This is a genomic window from Mesorhizobium sp. LHD-90, assembly GCF_030929505.1.
GTDB lineage: Bacteria > Pseudomonadota > Alphaproteobacteria > Rhizobiales > Rhizobiaceae > Kumtagia.
Genome location: NZ_JAVFVV010000013.1, coordinates 49,532 through 69,013 on the forward strand (window position 1 = coordinate 49,532; position 19,482 = coordinate 69,013).

The window sequence follows — 19,482 nt, forward strand, 5'->3', positions numbered from 1 at the left end:
CACGACACCAAATACGATCCGATCCGCGCGTTCCGTACCCTCCAATAGCACCGGGAACCAAAGGCAAGTGCGCGCGTTCTCTTGCGTTGCAGTGCGTCGGGGGCTCCGTGCAGCGTTCATTGCTCAAACCAAAACTACTGACAAAGTGGGTTCGCTCTCCGGACGCGGGACTGGACGCTGGGAGGACAACATCGTCATGAACGTCGAGGTACCGCGAGATCAGCTCGATCGCCGACATATCTTGCTTGCGCTGCGCTCGTTCCGACGAGGCGATTTTTCGATCCGCCTCCCGATGCAACTCGACGGGGTGGATGCGGAGATCGCCGAGACATTCAACGAAATCGTCGAGATGAACCAGCAGTTGACGAATGAGTTCGAGCGGCTGGCCCGCGTCGTGGGCAAGGAAGGAAGAATCGGCGAGCGCGGCCACGTGCGAAACGCCACCGGCGGCTGGGAATCGAGCATCCACTCCGTCAACGACCTGATCGAGGACATGGTGCAGCCGACGGCAGAAGTGGCCCGCGTCATTGGCGCCGTCGCCAAGGGCGACCTGTCGCAGCAGATGATGGTGGAGATCGACGGCAGGCCCCTGCGCGGTGAGTTTTTGCGCATAGGCAAGATCGTCAACACCATGGTTGACCAGCTTGCGTCCTTCACCTTGGAGGTGACGCGCGTGGCCCGCGAGGTCGGCACCGAGGGCAAGCTGGGCGGCCAGGCACGGGTCAAGGGCGCCGCCGGCACCTGGAAGGATCTGACCGACAACGTCAACGCGATGGCGACCAACCTGACCAGCCAGGTGCGCAACATTGCCGAGGTGACGACTGCGGTGGCGTCCGGCGACCTGTCGAAGAAGATCACGGTCGATGTGAAAGGCGAGATCCTCGAGCTGAAGAACACAATCAACACCATGGTGGACCAGCTCAACTCCTTCGCTTCCGAAGTGACGCGCGTCGCCCGCGAAGTCGGCACCGAAGGCAAGCTAGGCGGCCAGGCGCGCGTCGAGGGTGTCGGCGGCACCTGGAAGGACCTGACCGACAACGTCAATCTGATGGCGGAGAACCTGACCAGCCAGGTCCGCAACATCGCGGAGGTGACGACCGCGGTGGCGTCCGGCGACCTGTCGAAGAAGATCACGGTCGACGTGAAGGGCGAGATCCTGGAACTGAAATCCACCATCAACACGATGGTGGATCAGCTCAACTCCTTCGCCGGCGAGGTGACGCGCGTCGCCCGCGAGGTCGGCACCGAGGGCAAACTCGGCGGCCAGGCGCAGGTGAAGGGGGTGGCCGGCACCTGGAAGGATCTCACCGACAACGTCAACTCGATGGCGCAGAACCTCACCGGCCAGGTGCGCAACATCGCCGAAGTGACGACGGCAGTGGCGTCCGGCGACCTGTCCAAAAAGATCACTGTCGATGTTAAGGGCGAGATTTTGGAGCTGAAGTCGACCATCAACACGATGGTGGACCAGCTCAACTCCTTCGCCGGCGAGGTGACGCGCGTCGCCCGCGAGGTCGGCACAGAAGGCAAGCTCGGCGGCCAGGCGCAGGTGAAGGGCGTCGCAGGCACCTGGAAGGACCTGACCGACAACGTCAACTCGATGGCGCAGAACCTGACCGGCCAGGTGCGCAACATCGCCGAGGTGACCACCGCCGTCGCGAGAGGTGACCTGTCGAAGAAGATCACCGTCGACGTTAAGGGCGAGATCGCCGAGCTCAAGGACACCATCAACACGATGGTGGACCAGCTCAACTCCTTTGCCTCGGAAGTGACGCGTGTCGCCCGCGAAGTCGGCTCCGACGGCAAACTCGGCGGCCAGGCGCATGTGGAGGGCGTCGGCGGCACCTGGAAGGACCTGACCGACAATGTGAACGCCATGGCCGGCAATCTCACGGGTCAGGTGCGCAACATCGCGGAGGTGACCACCGCCGTCGCGAGAGGCGACCTGTCGAAGAAGATCACGGTCGACGTCAAGGGCGAGATCGCCGAGCTCAAGGACACCATCAACACCATGGTGGACCAGCTCAACTCCTTCGCTTCGGAAGTGACGCGCGTTGCCCGCGAGGTCGGCACGGAAGGCCGGCTCGGAGGACAGGCGCAGGTGAAGGGCGTCGGCGGCACCTGGAAGGACCTGACCGACAACGTCAACGCCATGGCCGCGAATCTGACCGGCCAGGTGCGCAACATCGCCGAGGTGACCACTGCCGTGGCCCAAGGCGACCTGTCGAAGAAGATCACCGTCGATGTCCGCGGCGAAATCCTGGAGCTGAAGGACACCATCAACACGATGGTCGACCAGCTCAACTCCTTCGCGTCGGAGGTGACGCGCGTCGCCCGCGAGGTGGGAACCGAAGGCAAGCTCGGCGGCCAGGCGCAGGTGAAGGGCGTAGCCGGCACCTGGAAGGACCTGACCGACAACGTCAATTCGATGGCGCAGAACCTGACGGGCCAGGTGCGCAACATCGCCGAGGTGACGACCGCCGTCGCCAGAGGCGACCTGTCGAAGAAGATCACCGTCGACGTCCGCGGCGAAATCCTGGAGCTGAAGGACACCATCAACACCATGGTGGACCAGCTCAACTCCTTCGCCTCGGAAGTGACGCGCGTTGCCCGCGAAGTGGGCACAGAAGGCAAGCTCGGCGGCCAGGCGCAGGTGAAGGGCGTCGCAGGAACGTGGAAGGACCTGACCGACAACGTCAACCTGATGGCCACCAATCTTACCAATCAGGTGCGCAACATCGCCGACGTCGTCACCGCGGTCGCGCAGGGCTATCTGAAGCGCAAGCTGACCGTCGACGCCAAGGGCGAGATCGCGGCGCTCGCCGACACCATCAACGGCATGATCGAGACGCTGGCCACCTTCGCGGATCAAGTGACGAACGTCGCCCGCGAGGTCGGCATCGAAGGCAAGCTCGGCGGCCAGGCCCGCGTGCCGGGTGCAGCCGGTCTGTGGCGCGACCTGACCGACAACGTCAACCAGCTCGCCGCCAATCTGACGACGCAGGTGCGCGCCATCGCGGAGGTGTCCACCGCAGTGACCAAGGGCGACCTGACGCGCTCCATCGCTGTTGAGGCCTCGGGCGAGGTTGCCGCGCTCAAGGACAACATCAACGAGATGATCCGCAACCTCAAGGATCAGACGCTGAAGAATGCCGAGCAGGACTGGCTGAAGACCAATCTGGCGCGCTTCTCGCGCATGCTGCAGGGCGAGCGCGACCTTTCGACGGTCTCGCGCCTGATCATGTCCGAACTCGCGCCGCTGGTGAACGCGCAGTACGGCGTCTTCTATGTGACCAACCGCGAGGAAGAGCAGTTCTATCTCGAGCTGGCCGCCTCTTACGGCGCCGAGAGCAGCGCCTCGATCCGCCAGAAGATAGAGGCGCGCGAAGGGCTTGTCGGGCAGGCGGCCGCCGACAAGCGCGTGCTCGTGCTCAACAATGTGCCGCCGGACTTCGTGAAGATCAGCTCAGGACTCGGGGAGGCCCGCCCCGCCAGCGTCATTATCCTGCCTGCCCTGTTCGAGGACGACGTCAGGGCGGTGATCGAGCTGGCGTCCTTTGGCGAGTTCAGCGACACGCACCAGTCCTTCCTCAACCAACTGATGGAATCGGTCGGCATAGTTCTCAACACGATCGCCGCGACCATGCGAACGGAGGGTCTGCTCAAGCAGTCGCAACTGCTTACCGCCGAGCTGCAGGCGCGACAGGCGGAGCTGACCAAGAAGCAGGAGGAGTTGCACGCCACCAACGAGGAGCTGCAGGAAAAGGCGCAGCTTCTCGAAAACGAGAAGAAGCAGGTCGAGAACAAGAATCTCGAGATCGAGATGGCGCGTCGAGCGCTCGAGGAGAAGGCCGAACAGCTCGCCCTCACCTCGAAATACAAGTCGGAATTTTTGGCCAATATGAGCCACGAGCTGAGGACGCCGCTCAACTCGCTTCTCATTCTCTCCAAGCTCCTGGCGAGCAACCAGCAGGGCAATCTGAACGACAAGCAGGTGGACTTCGCCCGCACGATCAACTCGGCCGGCACCGACCTCTTGAGCCTGATCAACGATATTTTGGACCTGTCGAAGATCGAATCCGGCACTGTGTCGATCGACATCAACGAAATGCCGATGGCGCATCTGAAACAGCACATGGAGCGCACCTTCCGCCAGCTCGCGGCGGACAAGGGGCTGGGCTTCGCGATAGAGATCGATGCGCGCGTGCCGGAAACAATCCGGACCGACGAGAAACGCCTGCAGCAGGTTGTCCTCAACCTGCTGTCCAACGCCTTCAAGTTCACGTCCGTGGGCGAGGTGAAGCTGCATGCAAGCATCGTCAGCCGTCCGCCGCACGAGCCCGGCAGACGTCACGGCCAGGCGCTGGCGATTGCCGTCTCCGATAGCGGCATCGGCATACCTGCCGACAAGCAGAAACTGATCTTCGAGGCCTTCCAGCAGGCCGACGGCACCACCAGCAGAAAATATGGCGGCACCGGCCTCGGCCTTTCGATCAGCCGCGAGATCGCGCGGTTGCTGGGCGGCGAACTCAAGGTGGAGAGCGAGCCCGGCAAGGGCTCGACCTTCACGCTGACCATCCCGCTGGACGGACCGCAGAGCATGGCGCCCGGTGCGGGCGCCGGCTCCGTTCCGGCGCGTGCAACCGCGACGGGCGAGCCCGCGGGCGCCGACAAGGCGGTTGAATTCGCGGACGACCGCGATTCGATCTCGCCGGACGATCGGGTCGTCCTGATTGTGGAGGACGACCCGACATTCGGGTCGATCCTGCTCAGGCTGGCGCGGAGCTCCGGACTGAAAGGTGTGCTTTCGACCGCGGGCGCCGGCACGCTTGCGCTGGCGCGGCGCTTCATGCCGGACGCGATCACGCTTGATCTGGGCCTGTCCGATATCGACGGCTGGGTGCTGTTCGATCTGCTTCGGCACGATCCAAAAACGCGACGCATCCCGATCCATGTCATCTCGGGCGGCGACGACCTGAATGCGCTGGCCGAAAAGGGCGCGGCGAGCGTGTGGACCAAACCGGTCGAGCCGGAAGAACTCAGCGGAATTTTCAAGGACATCCGGTCGCGCAAGCTGCGGGTCCAACGCAACATCCTGGTGCTGGACAGCCATCCGGATCGCCGACTGTCGATCGTCGAGGCGGTGCGCGACGGGATCACATCGGTGATAGCGCTGGGTGCCCTCCCGGCGGATGCCGATGAGAACGAACTCGACCGGTACGATGCGGTGGTGGTCGGGCTCGGCCGCTCGGCCGAGGAAAACGAGCGGACGCTCGCCGGCTTCCATGCGAGTTCAGCCAAGCTGCTCCTGTTCAACGAGTCAGCGGAGCCGGTCGACAAGGCGCTTGCGGCGCACGCCGAACTGGATTCCGCCCGGCGCGTACACAGCCAGTCCCTGATAGGGCAGGAGCTGGCAGCGCTTTTCGAAACGTCCAAGGACGTTGCTCTGGCGGATCAGGAACGGTCCGGCACCGGCGATCTGAAAGGCGCGCGCGTCCTGATCGTGGACGACGATATCCGCAACATCTACTCGCTCACCAGCGTGCTGGAGACCTACGGAATTGAAGTGCTGCACGCCGAACGCGGCCAGGACGGCATCCACATCCTGGAACACACGTCCGATGTCGACGTGGCGTTGATCGACATCATGATGCCCGAGATGGATGGCTATGAGACGATGCGGGAAATCAGGCGCCGGCCACAATTGAAGGAGCTGCCGCTGATCTCGGTTACGGCGAAGGCAATGAAAGGAGACCGCGCAAAGTGTCTGGAAGCCGGGGCTTCCGACTATATCGCCAAGCCGGTCGATCTGGATCTCCTGCTGGCACTGCTTCGGGTATGGATCGGCCGCTCGCGTATACGTCGCGCTGCCGCCAAGGGCGAGGCTCCCGTGTTGACGGTGGTCGCATGACGCGTCCAGTGGCGGGTCGTGTGCCCCGGTCTGCGAAATCGGCGGTCATGCCAATTGTGGCGGCGGCAACAGGTCGGGCGCGCATACTCGCGGTCGATGACGATGAACGCAATCTGCTCGCGGTCCGGGAGGTGCTCGATCCGGTCGGTGACGTCGTGTGTGCCCATTCCGGCGAGGAGGCGCTGCGCTGCCTGCTCAAGGAGGATTTCGCTGTCGTTCTGCTCGACGTGCTTATGCCCGGCATGGACGGCTACGAGACGGCGAACCTGATCCGACAGCGGGAACGGTCGAAGCGCACGCCCATCATCTTCCTCTCGGCGATCAACAAGGAAGAAGCCCATATGCTGCGCGGTTACGATGCCGGGGCGGTGGACTACGTCTTCAAGCCGTTCGACACGTTGATCCTGCGCTCGAAGGTGGCCGTGTTTGTCGACCTCTACGAGAAGACCCGTGAGATCGAGGAGAAAGCCGCGCGCGAACAGGGACTGCTCGAGGCGGCGCTTCAAGCCCAGGCGGAGAAGCTCGAGGCCGAACACGCACTCCGCCGCAGCAAGGACCAGCAGGAGGCGATCCTGCGATCCCTTCCCGTCGTCTTCCACTCGCGGTCGACCGACGAACCGTTCGGCCCCCTTTTCGTGAGCGACGGTGTCGAAGCTCTTACCGGTTTCACGTCCGAGCGCTTCCTCTCCGAACCGGATTTCGGCGTGAGCAGGGTTCATCCCGAGGACCGCGAGAGGGTCGCTCAGGCACATCGCGACGCCGCCAGCCACGGCAGCTATAGCTGCGAATACCGGTGGCAGGCGGCGGACGGAAGCTGGAAGATATTCTTGGATCAAGGGGTTCTGGCTCCGGCGGAAGAGGATCGGCAGCGGGCGCTCTTCGGCACGCTTCTCGACATCACCGAGAGGAGACAACTGGAAGAGCAAGTGGCGCACACGCGCAAGATCGAGACCATCGGCCAATTGACCGGCGGGATCGCGCACGACTTCAACAATCTGCTCGCATCGATCCTAAGCGGATTGTCACTGATGGAACGTCAGGTGAAGTTGCCGGACAATGCCCGGCAGGTGCTTGAGATGACGCGCCACGCCGCCAGGCAGGGAGTCGACCTCATAAACCGCATGCTCGCCTTCTCGCGACGGCAGCGGCTCAGCCCGACAACGGTTCACCTTCCTAAGCTGGCCGAAACACTTGAGGGGCTGCTGGCTCCCGTGCTCGGCGGGCGCATACGGCTTCACTGGAAGATAAGCGCCGATATCGCACCTGCGCTTGCAGACAAGGGACAGCTCGAACTCGCCATCATGAATCTCGTCCTCAACGCCAGAGATGCCATGCCTCAAGGGGGCACAATCACCTTGGGCGCGTGGAATAGCCGCGCGGAAGCGGCGTCCGGCCTGGACCCTGGCGACTATGTGGTGATCAGTGTCGAAGACACCGGTGTCGGCATAGCCCCGGAGCTGCTCGACAAGGTGGTTGAGCCGTTCTTCACCACCAAGGAAGTCGGCAAGGGTACCGGCCTGGGATTGAGCACGGTCTATGGCTTCGCGCAGCAATCGCGAGGCGCATTGCAGATCCAGAGCGAAGTCGGGCGGGGCACGCGGGTCGAGCTCTGGCTGCCTTGCTCGGACGAAGCCGACATTCCGGCGATCGCGAACATCGCTCCGGCTTCGGACATGCCCCGCCTGGAGCGGGAGAAGGCACCGGATATCCTGCTCGTCGACGACAGCGAGAGTCTTAGGGAGATAACCGCGGCGATGCTGCGGGACCGCGGTTTCATGGTCGTGACGGCCACGGGCGGAGCCGAGGCCCTTGCATGGATCGAGCGCGAACCGGACCGCTTCGATCTCATCGTTACGGATTTCGCCATGCCCCTGGTGTCCGGCCTGGACGTGGTGCGTTTTGCGCGCGGCCTGCGTTCCGGATGGCCGGCAATCATCATCAGCGGCTATGCGGACGCGACAGCAATGAAGGACCGTCCGGACGATGTCCCGCTTCTTGGCAAACCCTATCCGGACGAAGCGCTGGTCGACATGATCCTGGAACTCCTCAAGCGCAGCCGCCACCTCGCCGTTCGCCAAGGCTCGGGCTGACGGCTCCGTCTGTCACTCTCTTCAAGCCGCTCGCAGCCAATGCCTTTTGTCGGTCTTGTAGGACACGCGCCGGTGCGGGTGGACGACGCTATGGAAAACGCGCAGGGGCAATATCGTCAAGCCGGGCGACGGCCGCAGGTCTGGCGTCCGGGCGATCGACGCTGAAACCACGCGCGAGATCAGGCCAGGGCCGGTGACCAGCCAGATGCTTTCGGTGGCGCCGCCGATAACCGATTGCGCCGCCTCTTGCAGTGCCGCGCCGATGACCGGATGGCGGGGAGTCGCGGCAAGGAAATTGTTGCCGATGGAGCCGAATTCGTCCTGGTAGCAGACAAACTCCGCGTCTCGCGGCAGAAGCGTGCTCAGTGGCGCAGCGCAGAAATCGTCGGCATCGAGATAGATGCCGCCTTCCACGTAAAGCACCGCCAGCCGGAAGATATCCGATTTCATCGCCGCGTGTTTCGCCGCGCGGTAGGCGCGCATCGGCTCGGGCCTGCCGAATGTCGCAAGAAACTCGCGCGCGCCCGTGTCGGACCAACGGCAATATGCGCAGCCGGCGTTGCTCTCCTTCGTGACGTCCATGAGCTTCGCGACGTCCTGCGGCGGCTGATCCTTGTCCCAGAACTGATGCAGGATTTGCGGTATCCGAGGGCTGGTCGCGTCCGACCGGGCAAAAGTTGCGGTTTCGGATCCCCCCGTTCGAGCCAGCCCCGTCAGGAGACCGAGTGCGGCGCCAAAATTTCCAGGATCGGACCGAAGCTGGGCGCCCGCCACTTCGACCAGGGTTTCATCGCCTTCGACAATCGCGGCGTGAAGCGCCTTCGTTTCCGCCGGCCGCAGTCGCAGTTCGTTGACGATCTGGCCGACCAGGCTTCGAAGCGCTCCGGTTCCGCGGCGAGCGGGACCTCCGTTCGCCGGCGTTCTCGGAATGTCGAGGAGCGCCTTCCATGCACGGTCGGGCTGGAATGTGGCGGCTGCGGCGCGGCTGAGCCCTATGCCTGCGCGTGCGTCATCCGGCGCCCGTTCCAGGATCGACTGCGCAATCTCCATCGCGGTGGCATGGTCAAACTGAAGTATTGCCAGGCGCATGCGCAGCTTTGCCCGAACAATCCATTGCTGCGCATCGTCCTCCTGCGGCCATTCGTCCAGAAGCTCCGGGACCTGGTCCCACTCGCCGGATTCGATAAGGCATTCAATGAGCACCTTTCGCTCGTTTGCCGACGTCGCCGCCCCGCGAGAAAGAACTTGCAGCGCTTCCGCTATGCGTCCCGACTTGCGCATGCTGTTTGCAAGTCGCACGCGACGAGCTGCGTCGTCTGGCGCGGAGTCGCAATCCAAGGCAAAATAACGTTGCGCTGCCTCCAGATCCCCGGTCGCCTCGGCCTGAGCGCCCATCAACTGCATCAGGCGGGGATCGCTCGGATGGTGACGGCGAAACGCTTCGACTGCATCGCCGGCATCGGCAACCATCCCCGACTTGCGAAGCAAAATCGCGGTTTGGGCGAGCAGATCGGACGAAGTCGGATGAAAACCTAGCCCCTTTGACAGAACGCCCAGCGCTTCCGGCTGCCGACCCAGGCGGACAAGACACCGGACCAGGCGGAGCCGCTGCTTCTGATCTCGCGGAGCCGCCGCAACGAGACCGGCAAGCAGGTTCGCCGCACGGGTGAAGTCTCCCGAGGCTTCCGCCTGCAACGCCTGTAGCTGACGCGACATGGGATGGTCCGGGTGGTGTTTGGCCAGGTCTTCCAGTCGGGCCGAGGCCTCGGCCGCGCGCCCGGCTTTGCGCAACTGCGACGCCAATTCGACAAGCAGGCCGGCGGACCCGGGCGCCAGGTCCAGCCCCGCCAGCAATACCGTCCGTGCTTCCTCGCTTCGGCCCATTCTGGCAAGACAGCGCGCCCAGCGAAGTCTTTGGCTTTCATCGTCCGGGTGATCGGCAACGTCGATGGAATAGATCCGCTCCGCCCACGCCAGATCGCCGATGGCCTCGGCCAGTCCGGCACGAAGCTGCGGAAGGCGACGGTCCTTGCGGTGAAATTTTGCGAAATATTGGATCTTCGCGTCGGCATCCTTGAACTGACCCGCGCGTCTTAAGTGGGTGGCAAGTTCGAACAGCAGGTCCGCCGACTTCGGCGCCAACTTGAGCCCCGCCGACAGTGCCGCCTGCGCCTCCTCGAAACGCCCGAGTTTTGCCAAGGCGCGTGCCCACCGGACCCGTTTTCGGACATCGTTCGGACGGGCGCGGACTTCCGCTTCGAACAGCTCGGTCGATGTCGACTGATCTATGGAAATAACTCGGCCTCCCAATCGCGTCGCGAACGGCGACGAAAGATGTTCATGCCACCCGATCTACCTGCGGATCATCATGAGCTGTTGTGACACTCGCACGGCTCAAATGCCAGCAGTCCAACCTGCCAACCGCGCTCCTTCATCAAAATGGGCGCGTCAGTTGGCTGCCGGCTTCAACGGGTTGGGCAATTGCTTGCAAATGCGTGGACAACCGGCCGATGCGCCGAGAGGCCATTTCGCCACCGCCAGCGGCACAAGACCATGCTTCTCAAAAGCCGCACGGCTCGTCAAATTGCCTCGCACCATCGCGTCGATATCGACGGTTTCTCGGCGAGCCGCGTGCCGCAACGCTTCTACCGATCGCACTCGGCTTCCATACGTGCGATCATTTCCAGGACAGCATATCCTTCGGAAGGCGGCCGGACGGATCGTGCACTCTGACGCGCCATGGCAGGTCCGGCCCCCATTTCCAAAGGACGAGGTTGCGCATGTCGGGCCGCGTGCCGCGCGCGAAGGACGGCGCGACGATGCCGGCCGCGCCGGCAGCGATCAAGCTCCGCGCCAATGTCCACGAGGCGGGCTTGCGCCGCTCGGCGGCGTCGAGCGCCCAGGCGCAGGCCATGTCGTCCAGCGACGCTCCGGCGGCGCTCCGGCCCTCGCCGGTCGACAGGTCGAGGATGTCCTCGCAGTCGACTTCGTAGAGGCAGATCGTCAGCGGCTCGAGTTTTGCCGAAAACCCTTGCGAGGCCTCGATCACCGCTCCCTCGATCGTCAAGCCGAGATAAAGCGCAGGCACGCCTCTCGGATTGAACCGCCCGCCATGGATCGCCGCGCCGTCGCCCGAAAGCGGACTGAACGACCATTTCGGGTTATGCGCCCGATAGCAGTCGCCGGCAAACCTCAAGCAAAGCCGCCCATTGCGAGGTGGTCGAGATAGTCCCGCACCGCGGCAGCCTTGCCGTCCTTGACGAGACTTTCCGCCGTGCGTCCGCCGAAGGCCGGGATCGGTTCGGCACGATACCAGGCCATGGCCTGCTTTTCGCCGCCAGCCCAGCCGGTGACGCGTGCGATGATCTCGAGCATCTCCGTTATCCTTGCCTGTGTCTTCGCCGCGGTCATGCGGCTGGTGCGGCGCAGCGTTTCGGGCGTCAGCCCGGCCGTCTCGGCCAACTGGCCCTTCGACATGCCGAAACGGTCGACAACCTGGTCGATCTCTACCGCCCCCTCCTCGTCGAACATTCCTGCCATCTGTCCGCGGGTTATCGCTGCGGCCGACGGCGGCGCAAGATAGGGCACAGCGCTTTCTTCGAGGCCGCGCGGGCCGGTATCCTTTTTTCGAAGCGCGGTCATTGACACACCTATTGCCATACAAAGCTGCCATAATATGTGTCCATGCAGCAGACTTGTCAAGCGCCACGGCTTGCGCCGCTGGCCGACGCGGGACGGACGAATGCCGAGATCAGCCACAAGATTTGGCTGCCTAGCTCTGCCGGCCCGCCGTCTCCTTCAGACGATACAGCGCCTCCAACGCCTCCTTCGGCGTCATGTCGTCCGGGTTGAGTGCAACGACCTGTTCGCGCAGCCGGTCTGGCTGGGCCGGTTTCGGCGTCGCCTCCCGCCGCGCCGCGACGGAAAACAGCGGCAGATCATCGACAAGCCGGTTGGCTTTTCCCGAGGTCTCGCCGCTCTCCAACTGGTGCAGCACGTCGCGCGCCCGGTCAACCACGGCGGGTGGCAGGCCGGCCAGCCGCGCCACCTGGATGCCGTAGGAGCGGTCGGCCGCCCCCTTGCCGACCTCGTGCAAAAAGATCACCTCGCCTTCCCACTCCTTCACCCGCATGGTGACATTGTGCAGCCGCGCCAGCTTGTCGGCCAGCGCCGTCATCTCGTGGAAATGCGTGGCGAACAGCGCCCGGCAGCGGTTCTTCTCGTGCAGGTACTCCACCGCCGCCCAGGCGATCGACAGGCCGTCGAAGGTCGCCGTGCCGCGGCCTATCTCGTCGAGAATGACCAGCGCCCGCTCGCCGGCCTGGTTGAGGATCGCCGCCGTCTCGACCATCTCGACCATGAAGGTCGAGCGCCCGCGCGCCAGGTCGTCCGAAGCGCCGACGCGCGAAAACAGCCGATCGACCACCCCGATATGGGCGCGCGTCGTCGGCACGAAGGAGCCGGTCTGCGCCAGGATGGCGATAAGCGCGTTCTGGCGCAGGAACGTCGACTTGCCGCCCATGTTTGGGCCTGTGAGCAGCCAGATGGCGCCGAATTTTCCGCCATTAGCCGGCGAAAGATCGCAGTCGTTGGCGACGAATGGCTGGCCGGATGTTTTTCGCAGCGACTGTTCGACCACGGGATGGCGGCCGGCGTCTATGTCGAAGGTCAGGCTGTCGTCGACCACGGGCCGCGTCCAGCCCTCGCCCACGGCGAGCGCGGCAAGTGCCGCCGACACGTCGAGCACGGCCAGCGCCTGCGCGCCGGCACGAATCTTTTCCGCATGGCCCACCGCCTCGGCGACGAGGTCGTCGAACACTGCGAGTTCGATCTGCAGCGCCCGGTCGGCAGCGTTGACGATTTTTGTCTCCAGGTCGGCGAGTTCGGTCGTGGTGAAACGCATGGCGCTCGCCATGGTCTGGCGGTGTATGAAACGAGCGCGCAACGCATCGCTTCCGGTCATCGCCGCCTGATGGTTGGCCGTCACCTCGATGTAATAACCCAGCACATTGTTGTGCCTTATCTTCAGCGAGCGCACGCCGGTCTCGTCGATCAGCCCGCGTTCCAGCCCGGCGATCACTTTTCGCGATTCGTCGCGCAGCGCCCGCATCTCGTCGAGTTCGGCGTCCCAGCCGGCGCGCACGAAGCCGCCGTCGCGTTTCAAGAGCGGCGTCTCGTCGGCCAGCGCGCGCGCCAGCCGCTCGGCACAATCGGCCGGCAGCCCGCGGATGGCTACCAGCGCGGCCAGAATCTCGGCCGGCGGCGCGGCATTTTCCAGCAGGTCACCGACCTCCGCCGCGGCACGCAACCCGGCGCACAGCGCGCCGAAGTCGCGCGGACCGCCTCGGTTCAGCGCCAGCCGCGTCAGGGCGCGCGGCATGTCTGCAAGGCCCTTCAACAGCAGCCGCAACCCTTCGCGAAGGTCGGTTTCATCCGCCAGCCAGGCGACCGAATCCAGCCGCGCATTGACAGCGTCCGGCGCCGTCAGCGGCGAGGTCAGCCGGTCGGCGAGCAGCCGCGCCCCGGCGCCGGTGACGGTGCGGTCGATCGCGGTAAGCAGCGAGCCGTCGCGGCTGCCCGACAGCGTGCGCGTCAGCTCAAGATTGGCCCGGGTCGCTGCGTCGATGAATAGCGTCGAGCCCGCAGTCTCGCGCTCCGGCACGCCCAGCGGCGGGCGCTCGGCCTTCTGCGTCTTCTCGACGAAGGCGATGATGCCGGAGATCGCCGAAAGCTCCGCCCGGCTGAAATTGGCGAACCCGTCCGGCGTGGCGACCTGGTAGAAGCGGGCGATGCGGGCCGGCGCGGAGGCCGAATCGAACAGGCTGGGCGGCTGCGGGCTGGCCAGCCGGCCGAGCACGTCGAAGACCGGCTTCAGCTCGGGGTCGTAAAACACAGGCTCGGCAACGATCAACTCGCGCGGGTCGACGCGAAAAATGTCGGCAAGCAACCGGTCGGCGGCGGTCTCGGCCACCCGGAACAGGCCGGTGGAAAGCTCCAGCCAGGCCAGCGCGTATCCGCCGCCCTTCACCCGCCCCAGCGCCATCAGGAAACTGGATTCTGCCGGCGAGAGCAGCCTGTCCTCGGTGATGGTGCCCGGCGTCACCAGCCGCACGACGTCGCGCCGCACCACCGATTTCGAGCCGCGTTTCTTCGCCTCCGCCGGGTCCTCGATCTGCTCGCAGACCGCGACGCGATGGCCGAGCCCGATCAATTTCTGCAGATAGTCGTCGGCCGCGTGGATCGGCACGCCGCACATCGGGATGTCGGCGCCAGCGTGTTTTCCGCGCTTGGTCAGCACGATGCCCAGCGCGCGCGACGCCACCTCGGCGTCGTCGAAGAACAGCTCGTAGAAATCGCCCATGCGGTAGAACAAGAGCGAATCCGGGTTCGCCGCCTTGATCTCGATATATTGCTCCATCATCGGCGTCGCGGCGACGGGTCCCCCGCCCCCTTGTTGGGAGGGGTTAGGGCCAGCGGCATAGGGCGTTGCAGTCTCCATCACCGTCCCGATCTTCGGTGAAGGCGAACCCCCACCCGTAAAACCCCTCTCCGCAAGTCGGAGGGGCCTTGTCGTGCAAACTCTTCCTGCTTGGCGCTTTACGCCCGCCGAGTGTAGCCTTAATCCAAAACACTCCACAAAAAGAAGCATCGGGCCGCGCAACGCGGCTCACTGGGAAGGAAACATCGCCCCCATGGCCGCCTCGAAGAAAGCCGACAACGGACCCTCCGTCAGCGCCCAGGAAGCGCTCGACTTCCACGCCATGGGCCGGCCGGGCAAGCTGGAGATCGTGCCGACCAAGCCGATGGCGACGCAGCGCGACCTGTCGCTCGCCTATTCGCCGGGCGTCGCGGTCCCCGTGAAGGCCATCGCCGAGGATCCGAGCCGCGCCTTCGACTACACGTCGCGCGGCAACATGGTCGCCGTCATCTCCAACGGCACCGCCATCCTCGGCCTCGGCAATCTCGGCGCGCTCGCCTCGAAACCGGTGATGGAAGGCAAGGCGGTGCTGTTCAAGCGCTTCGCCGACGTCGATTCCATCGACCTCGAGGTCGACACCGAGGACGCCGAGGCCTTCATCAATTCGGTGCGCTATCTCGGCCCCTCCTTCGGCGGCATCAACCTCGAGGATATCAGGGCGCCCGACTGCTTCATCATCGAGCAGAAGCTGCGCGAGGTGATGGACATCCCGGTCTTCCACGACGACCAGCACGGCACCGCGATCATCGCCGCCGCCGGCCTGATCAACGCGCTGCAGATCACCGGCCGCGACATGAAGACCACGAGGCTCGTCTGCAACGGCGCCGGCTCGGCCGGCATCGCCTGCATCGAGCTCATCAAGTCGATGGGGTTCGCCCCGGAAAACATCATCCTCTGCGACACCAAGGGCGTGGTTTACCAGGGCCGCACCGAAGGCATGAACCAGTGGAAGTCGGCGCACGCCGCCAAGACCGAGGCGCGCAGCCTGGCCGACGCCATGGACGGCGCCGATGTCGTGTTCGGGCTGTCGGCGCGCGGCGCGTTCAGCACCGCCATGATCCAGTCCATGGCCAAGAATCCGATCATCTTCGCCATGGCCAATCCCGACCCGGAGATCACCCCGGAAGAAGTCGCCGAGATCCGCACCGACGCCATCATGGCCACCGGCCGCTCGGACTATCCGAACCAGGTCAACAACGTGCTCGGCTTCCCCTACATCTTTCGCGGCGCGCTCGACGTGCGCGCCACCACCATCAACGACGAGATGAAGGTCGCCGCCGCGCGCGCCCTGGCCGACCTCGCCCGCGAGGACGTGCCGGACGACGTCGCCGCCGCCTACCAGGGCATGCGGCCGAAATTCGGCCCCAACTACATCATCCCCGTGCCCTTCGACCCGCGCCTGATCTCCGCCATCCCCGTGGCGGTCGCCAAGGCGGCGATGGATTCCGGCGTGGCGCGCCGGCCGATCGTCGCCATCGAGCGCTACGCGCAGGAGCTTTCGGCCCGCCGCGACCCGATCGCCTCGACCCTCCAGCGCATCTACGACCGCGTGCGCCGCCAGCCGAAACGCATCGTCTTCGCCGAGGGCGAGGAGGAGCAGGTGATGCGCGCCGCCGTCGCCTATGTGAACCAGAAGCTCGGCACGGCGATCCTGGTCGGCCGCGACGAGATCATCAAGGAAAACGCGCGCGCCGCCGGCATCGACCTGAACAAATCCGGCATCGAGATCATCAATGCCCGGCTGTCACGCCGCAACACGGTCTATGCCGACCATCTCTACGAGCGCATGCAGCGCAAGGGCTTCCTGTTCCGCGACTGCCAGCGGCTGATCAACAACGACCGCAACCATTTTGCCGCTTGCATGCTGGCGCTGGGCGACGCCGACGGCATGGTCACCGGCGTGACCCGCAACTATTCCACCGTGCTCGACGACATCAGGCGCGTCATCGACGCGAAACCCGGTCACTGCGTCATCGGCGCCTCGATCGTGCTGTCACGCGGCCGCACGGTGATCGTCGCCGACACCGCCGTGCACGACATGCCCAACGCGGAAGAGCTCGCCGACATCGCCGAAGAAACCGCCGGTTTCGCGCGCCGCATGGGCTATGAACCGCGCGTCGCCATGCTCGCCTACTCCACCTTCGGCCACCCGCCGGGCGAGCGCTCCGAACGCGTGCAGGAGGCGGTAAAGATCCTCGACAAGCGCCGCGTCGATTTCGAATATGACGGCGAAATGGCGGCCGACGTGGCGCTGAACCACCGGCTGATGCGCGAGCAATATCCGTTCTGCCGCCTCTCAGGCCCGGCCAACGTCTTGATCATGCCGGCCTTCCACTCGGCGTCGATCTCGACCCGCATGCTTCAGGAGCTCGGCGGCTCCACCGTTATCGGCCCGCTGCTGGTGGGGCTGAACAAGCCGGTGCAGATCGTGAGTTTGAACGCCAAGGATTCGGACATCGTCAACATGGCGGCGATCGCGGCGTATTCGGCGGGGAGTTAGCGCCCCCTTTCTCTCCCCTTGCGGGAGAGAAAGCGATTTCAACATCTTAGCTGGAGTAGGACGAAGCCCGTCAGCGACAGCTAAGTGTTAGAAATCGCAAGTGAGGGGATTGATCCTGCCGAGACCGAGGCACATGCGGCAAACTTTAAGTTTGTGAGGGTTAAAGAACGAAACGGAAACATTTCGCTTGCGTGTATCGTGCAAACGATGCACTTGTTCCAATCGCTTCCGAATGTGAGAATCACCTACTCGATTTCGTGAGAACGTTGAATGGCCAAAGGTTCGACAGTTAAGTCGGGAGGCACTTCCCGGATACGCTTCGTCATGGTCGAAGCGGAAATAGCAGATGGCGACATTGGACAAATTACTCAGGCCATCCAAAACGCGCTTCGAGGGCCCGCGCCCACTGTCCAGCGCATTGCATCGTCCAATGGAACGAAGGTAATCGCTCAGGAAACCCCAGAACTTGACGCTGAAGTTGAAGTCGACGACGAGGACGGGGTTGTCGTTGATGTAATTCCGCGGCAGTCGAAATCGAAGGGACCGCGTAAAGCGGCTCCGACGCCCAACGTCCTAAATTTCGATTTAACTTCGGAGCCGTCTCTTGTCTCCTATGCCCAAAAAGCAAATCCGAAAAGTGATCGTAAACGATACCTTGTCATTGCAGCTTGGTTTAAAGAGCATCGCGGGCTCGATGCTATTACGGCCGATCATGTATATACCTGTTATCGATCTCTCAAGTGGCCAACAAGTATAAATGATTTCGGCCAAGCGCTTCGTAAACTTAAAGCAGATCAGCTTTTAACATCACCGGAAAAGGGATCGTACGCAATCAATCACCTTGGTATTGCCGAGGTAGAAAAACTGCTTTCTGGCGGCGAGTAATGGAGCTATCCGAACTTGTTGGGCAGGTAGAAGGTTTCGACACCCTTCAGCCGCGAGAGAAGATTCGGCTGTTCGCGTGGCATCTTCATATACATCAGGCTAGAGCCGTATTCGACAATGAAGATATCCGAGGTTGCTATAGGCAACTTCATCTGACGCCTCCCGACGTGTCTGTATATCTTCCTAGAATGGCGACTTCGAAGCCTCCAGACTTATTGAAGGACCGGGGTGGTTACAAGCTTGCGCGTGCTGTCAGGTCCAGTCTGGACTCTAAATATGGCTTGCACGACCGCGTGATTCAGGTGAGCAAACTACTCTCTGACCTCCCAGGTAAAGTTCCCGACCTCGCGGAAAAGACATTCCTCTTCGAAGCAATGAAGTGCTACCGCGTCGAGGCATACCGTGCTTGCATCGTCATGACTTGGAATTTAGCCTTCGACCATCTGCTGCGTTGGATCATGAGGGACGCGCAGCGCTTAGCAGATTTCAATTCCGCCATATCTCGGCGTTATCAAAAAAAAGCTTCCCTTATGATTATCAGCCAAGATCACTTTGAAGATCTTAAAGAGGCTGAAGTTATTGAGGTGTGCCAAACCGCATCTCTTTTGTCGAAGAACATTATCGAAATCCTGCGAGAGAAATTGAAGCGCCGGAATATCGCCGCCCACCCCTCGCAAGTTGTCGTGACGCAATCACAGGCGGACGACGTGGTGACTGACCTCGTGAACAACGTTGTCCTTGCACTCATTTAGCTTGCGCGGGCGACGTGCTCATTGGCGAAAGTGGGCGGGAGGGAGAAAGCAAATTCGTCGGCTTGGCGAAGCCAAGTCCTTAGAATTTGCAAGAGAGGGGTCTTCAACAAACTGTCATGCGCCAGTCGGTCCCACCCCTTCATCGCAAATTCGCCCGCGCCATGCGGGCCGACGCGACCAAGGCGGAAAACATCCTGTGGCAGGCACTGCGCAACAAGCAACTCGAAGGCTTGAAATTCAAGCGGCAGGTGCCGCTCGACGGCTTCATCCTCGACTTCGTCTGCTTCGAGGCCCGACTGATCCTGGAGGTTGATGGCGGACAGCATTCGGAATCGTCGCGGGACGTAACGCGCGACCGGCATTTCGAGACGCAAGGGTTTCTCACCCTGCGCTTCTGGAACGACGACGTGACGAAAAACATCGACGGCGTCTGCTACCAAATCCTGCTGGAGGCGAAGGCAAGGCTGTCGGATCGGTGAGGAGCTTTCGATCCAAGAAATCCCCTCTCTTGCGATTTCTAACACTTAACCTCGGTGACGGGCTTCGCCCTGCTCGGTTAAGGTGTTGAAATCGCTTTCTCCCCCGCAAGGGGGGAGATAGAACGCTGCCGCGATCTCGCCGCCAATGTCCAACGTTAACGATTGGCGGAAACAGCCGAGCGCGCTATCTCCCCCCCTTGCGGGGGAGAATGGATTTTCACGATCTTAGCGGAGCGCCGAGCCCGACGGGCGAGGGAACAAGCGACGCTAAGTCGTAGAAAATCCAAGAGAGGGGATTTTCGCTTGGCCGCCGACATCATGGTCTTCAGTCGAGCTTGGCTCGGTAGCTAATCAAATACCCACTCACATTCCCTTCGCTTTTGCACT

The 19,482-nt window shown here is 63.2% G+C and carries 11 protein-coding genes; 6 read left to right on the forward strand and 5 right to left on the reverse strand.

Annotated elements, in window-relative coordinates:
- Nucleotides 1-196 precede the first annotated feature (196 nt).
- Both RB623_RS19010 and RB623_RS19015 read left to right on the forward strand, forming a co-directional pair.
- Nucleotides 197-5,911, forward strand: a complete 5,715-nt coding sequence (locus tag RB623_RS19010) for a HAMP domain-containing protein (protein ID WP_308058507.1) — start codon at nucleotides 197-199, stop codon at nucleotides 5,909-5,911.
- Between the two features lie 47 nt (nucleotides 5,912-5,958).
- Nucleotides 5,959-8,001, forward strand: a complete 2,043-nt coding sequence (locus RB623_RS19015; RefSeq protein WP_308058508.1) for a response regulator — start codon at nucleotides 5,959-5,961, stop codon at nucleotides 7,999-8,001.
- Between the two features lie 21 nt (nucleotides 8,002-8,022).
- On the opposite strand, the gene RB623_RS19020 is transcribed toward RB623_RS19015, so the two are convergent.
- The 4 genes from RB623_RS19020 to mutS all read right to left on the reverse strand — a co-directional run bounded on the left by RB623_RS19020 (nucleotide 8,023) and on the right by mutS (nucleotide 14,500).
- On the reverse strand, nucleotides 8,023-10,311 hold the full coding sequence (locus tag RB623_RS19020; protein ID WP_374121707.1) for a tetratricopeptide repeat protein: 2,289 nt from the start codon (nucleotides 10,309-10,311) through the stop codon (nucleotides 8,023-8,025).
- 367 nt (nucleotides 10,312-10,678) lie between these two features.
- Nucleotides 10,679-11,197, reverse strand: coding sequence for an RES domain-containing protein (locus RB623_RS19025; protein ID WP_308058510.1), 519 nt, complete (start codon nucleotides 11,195-11,197; stop codon nucleotides 10,679-10,681).
- A complete protein-coding gene (locus RB623_RS19030) occupies nucleotides 11,194-11,541 on the reverse strand; it encodes an MbcA/ParS/Xre antitoxin family protein (protein ID WP_308058635.1) in 348 nt (115 codons plus the stop codon). The genes RB623_RS19025 and RB623_RS19030 overlap by 4 nt, the downstream gene beginning before the upstream one ends.
- A 232-nt stretch (nucleotides 11,542-11,773) precedes the next feature.
- Nucleotides 11,774-14,500: a DNA mismatch repair protein MutS gene (gene mutS / locus RB623_RS19035; protein ID WP_374121711.1), complete on the reverse strand. Its 2,727-nt coding sequence runs from the start codon at nucleotides 14,498-14,500 to the stop codon at nucleotides 11,774-11,776.
- Between the two features lie 193 nt (nucleotides 14,501-14,693).
- Here mutS and RB623_RS19040 point away from each other — a divergent pair, with 193 nt between their 5' ends.
- Both RB623_RS19040 and RB623_RS19045 read left to right on the forward strand, forming a co-directional pair.
- Nucleotides 14,694-16,979, forward strand: coding sequence for an NADP-dependent malic enzyme (locus RB623_RS19040; RefSeq protein WP_308058511.1), 2,286 nt, complete (start codon nucleotides 14,694-14,696; stop codon nucleotides 16,977-16,979).
- A 270-nt stretch (nucleotides 16,980-17,249) separates the two neighbouring features.
- Complete coding sequence (locus RB623_RS19045; protein WP_308058512.1) at nucleotides 17,250-17,864, forward strand: hypothetical protein; 615 nt, start codon at nucleotides 17,250-17,252, stop codon at nucleotides 17,862-17,864.
- A gap of 5 nt (nucleotides 17,865-17,869) precedes the next feature.
- On the opposite strand, the gene RB623_RS19050 is transcribed toward RB623_RS19045, so the two are convergent.
- Nucleotides 17,870-18,016 carry a hypothetical protein gene (locus RB623_RS19050; protein WP_308058513.1) on the reverse strand — a complete coding sequence of 49 codons (147 nt, stop codon included), beginning with the start codon at nucleotides 18,014-18,016 and terminating at the stop codon, nucleotides 17,870-17,872.
- A 150-nt stretch (nucleotides 18,017-18,166) separates the two neighbouring features.
- Between RB623_RS19050 and RB623_RS19055 the strand changes: the two genes are divergently transcribed.
- Both RB623_RS19055 and RB623_RS19060 read left to right on the forward strand, forming a co-directional pair.
- Nucleotides 18,167-18,616, forward strand: coding sequence for a hypothetical protein (locus RB623_RS19055; protein WP_308058514.1), 450 nt, complete (start codon nucleotides 18,167-18,169; stop codon nucleotides 18,614-18,616).
- Between the two features lie 116 nt (nucleotides 18,617-18,732).
- Nucleotides 18,733-19,095 (forward strand): DUF559 domain-containing protein, encoded by a 363-nt coding sequence (locus RB623_RS19060; RefSeq protein ID WP_308058515.1) that lies wholly within the window; start codon nucleotides 18,733-18,735, stop codon nucleotides 19,093-19,095.
- Nucleotides 19,096-19,482: the final 387 nt, after the last annotated feature.

Bases quoted from the DNA above. Each gene is read 5' to 3' on its own strand.
- RB623_RS19010 (WP_308058507.1), top strand. From the start codon at position 197: ATGAACGTCGAGGTACCGCGAGATCAGCTCGATCGCCGACATATCTTG.
- RB623_RS19015 (WP_308058508.1), top strand. From the start codon at position 5,959: ATGCCAATTGTGGCGGCGGCAACAGGTCGGGCGCGCATACTCGCGGTC.
- RB623_RS19030 (WP_308058635.1), bottom strand. From the start codon at position 11,541: ATGGCAGGAATGTTCGACGAGGAGGGGGCGGTAGAGATCGACCAGGTT.
- mutS (WP_374121711.1), bottom strand. From the start codon at position 14,500: ATGGAGACTGCAACGCCCTATGCCGCTGGCCCTAACCCCTCCCAACAA.
- RB623_RS19040 (WP_308058511.1), top strand. From the start codon at position 14,694: ATGGCCGCCTCGAAGAAAGCCGACAACGGACCCTCCGTCAGCGCCCAG.
- RB623_RS19045 (WP_308058512.1), top strand. From the start codon at position 17,250: ATGGCCAAAGGTTCGACAGTTAAGTCGGGAGGCACTTCCCGGATACGC.
- RB623_RS19050 (WP_308058513.1), bottom strand. From the start codon at position 18,016: ATGAAGTTGCCTATAGCAACCTCGGATATCTTCATTGTCGAATACGGC.
- RB623_RS19060 (WP_308058515.1), top strand. From the start codon at position 18,733: ATGCGCCAGTCGGTCCCACCCCTTCATCGCAAATTCGCCCGCGCCATG.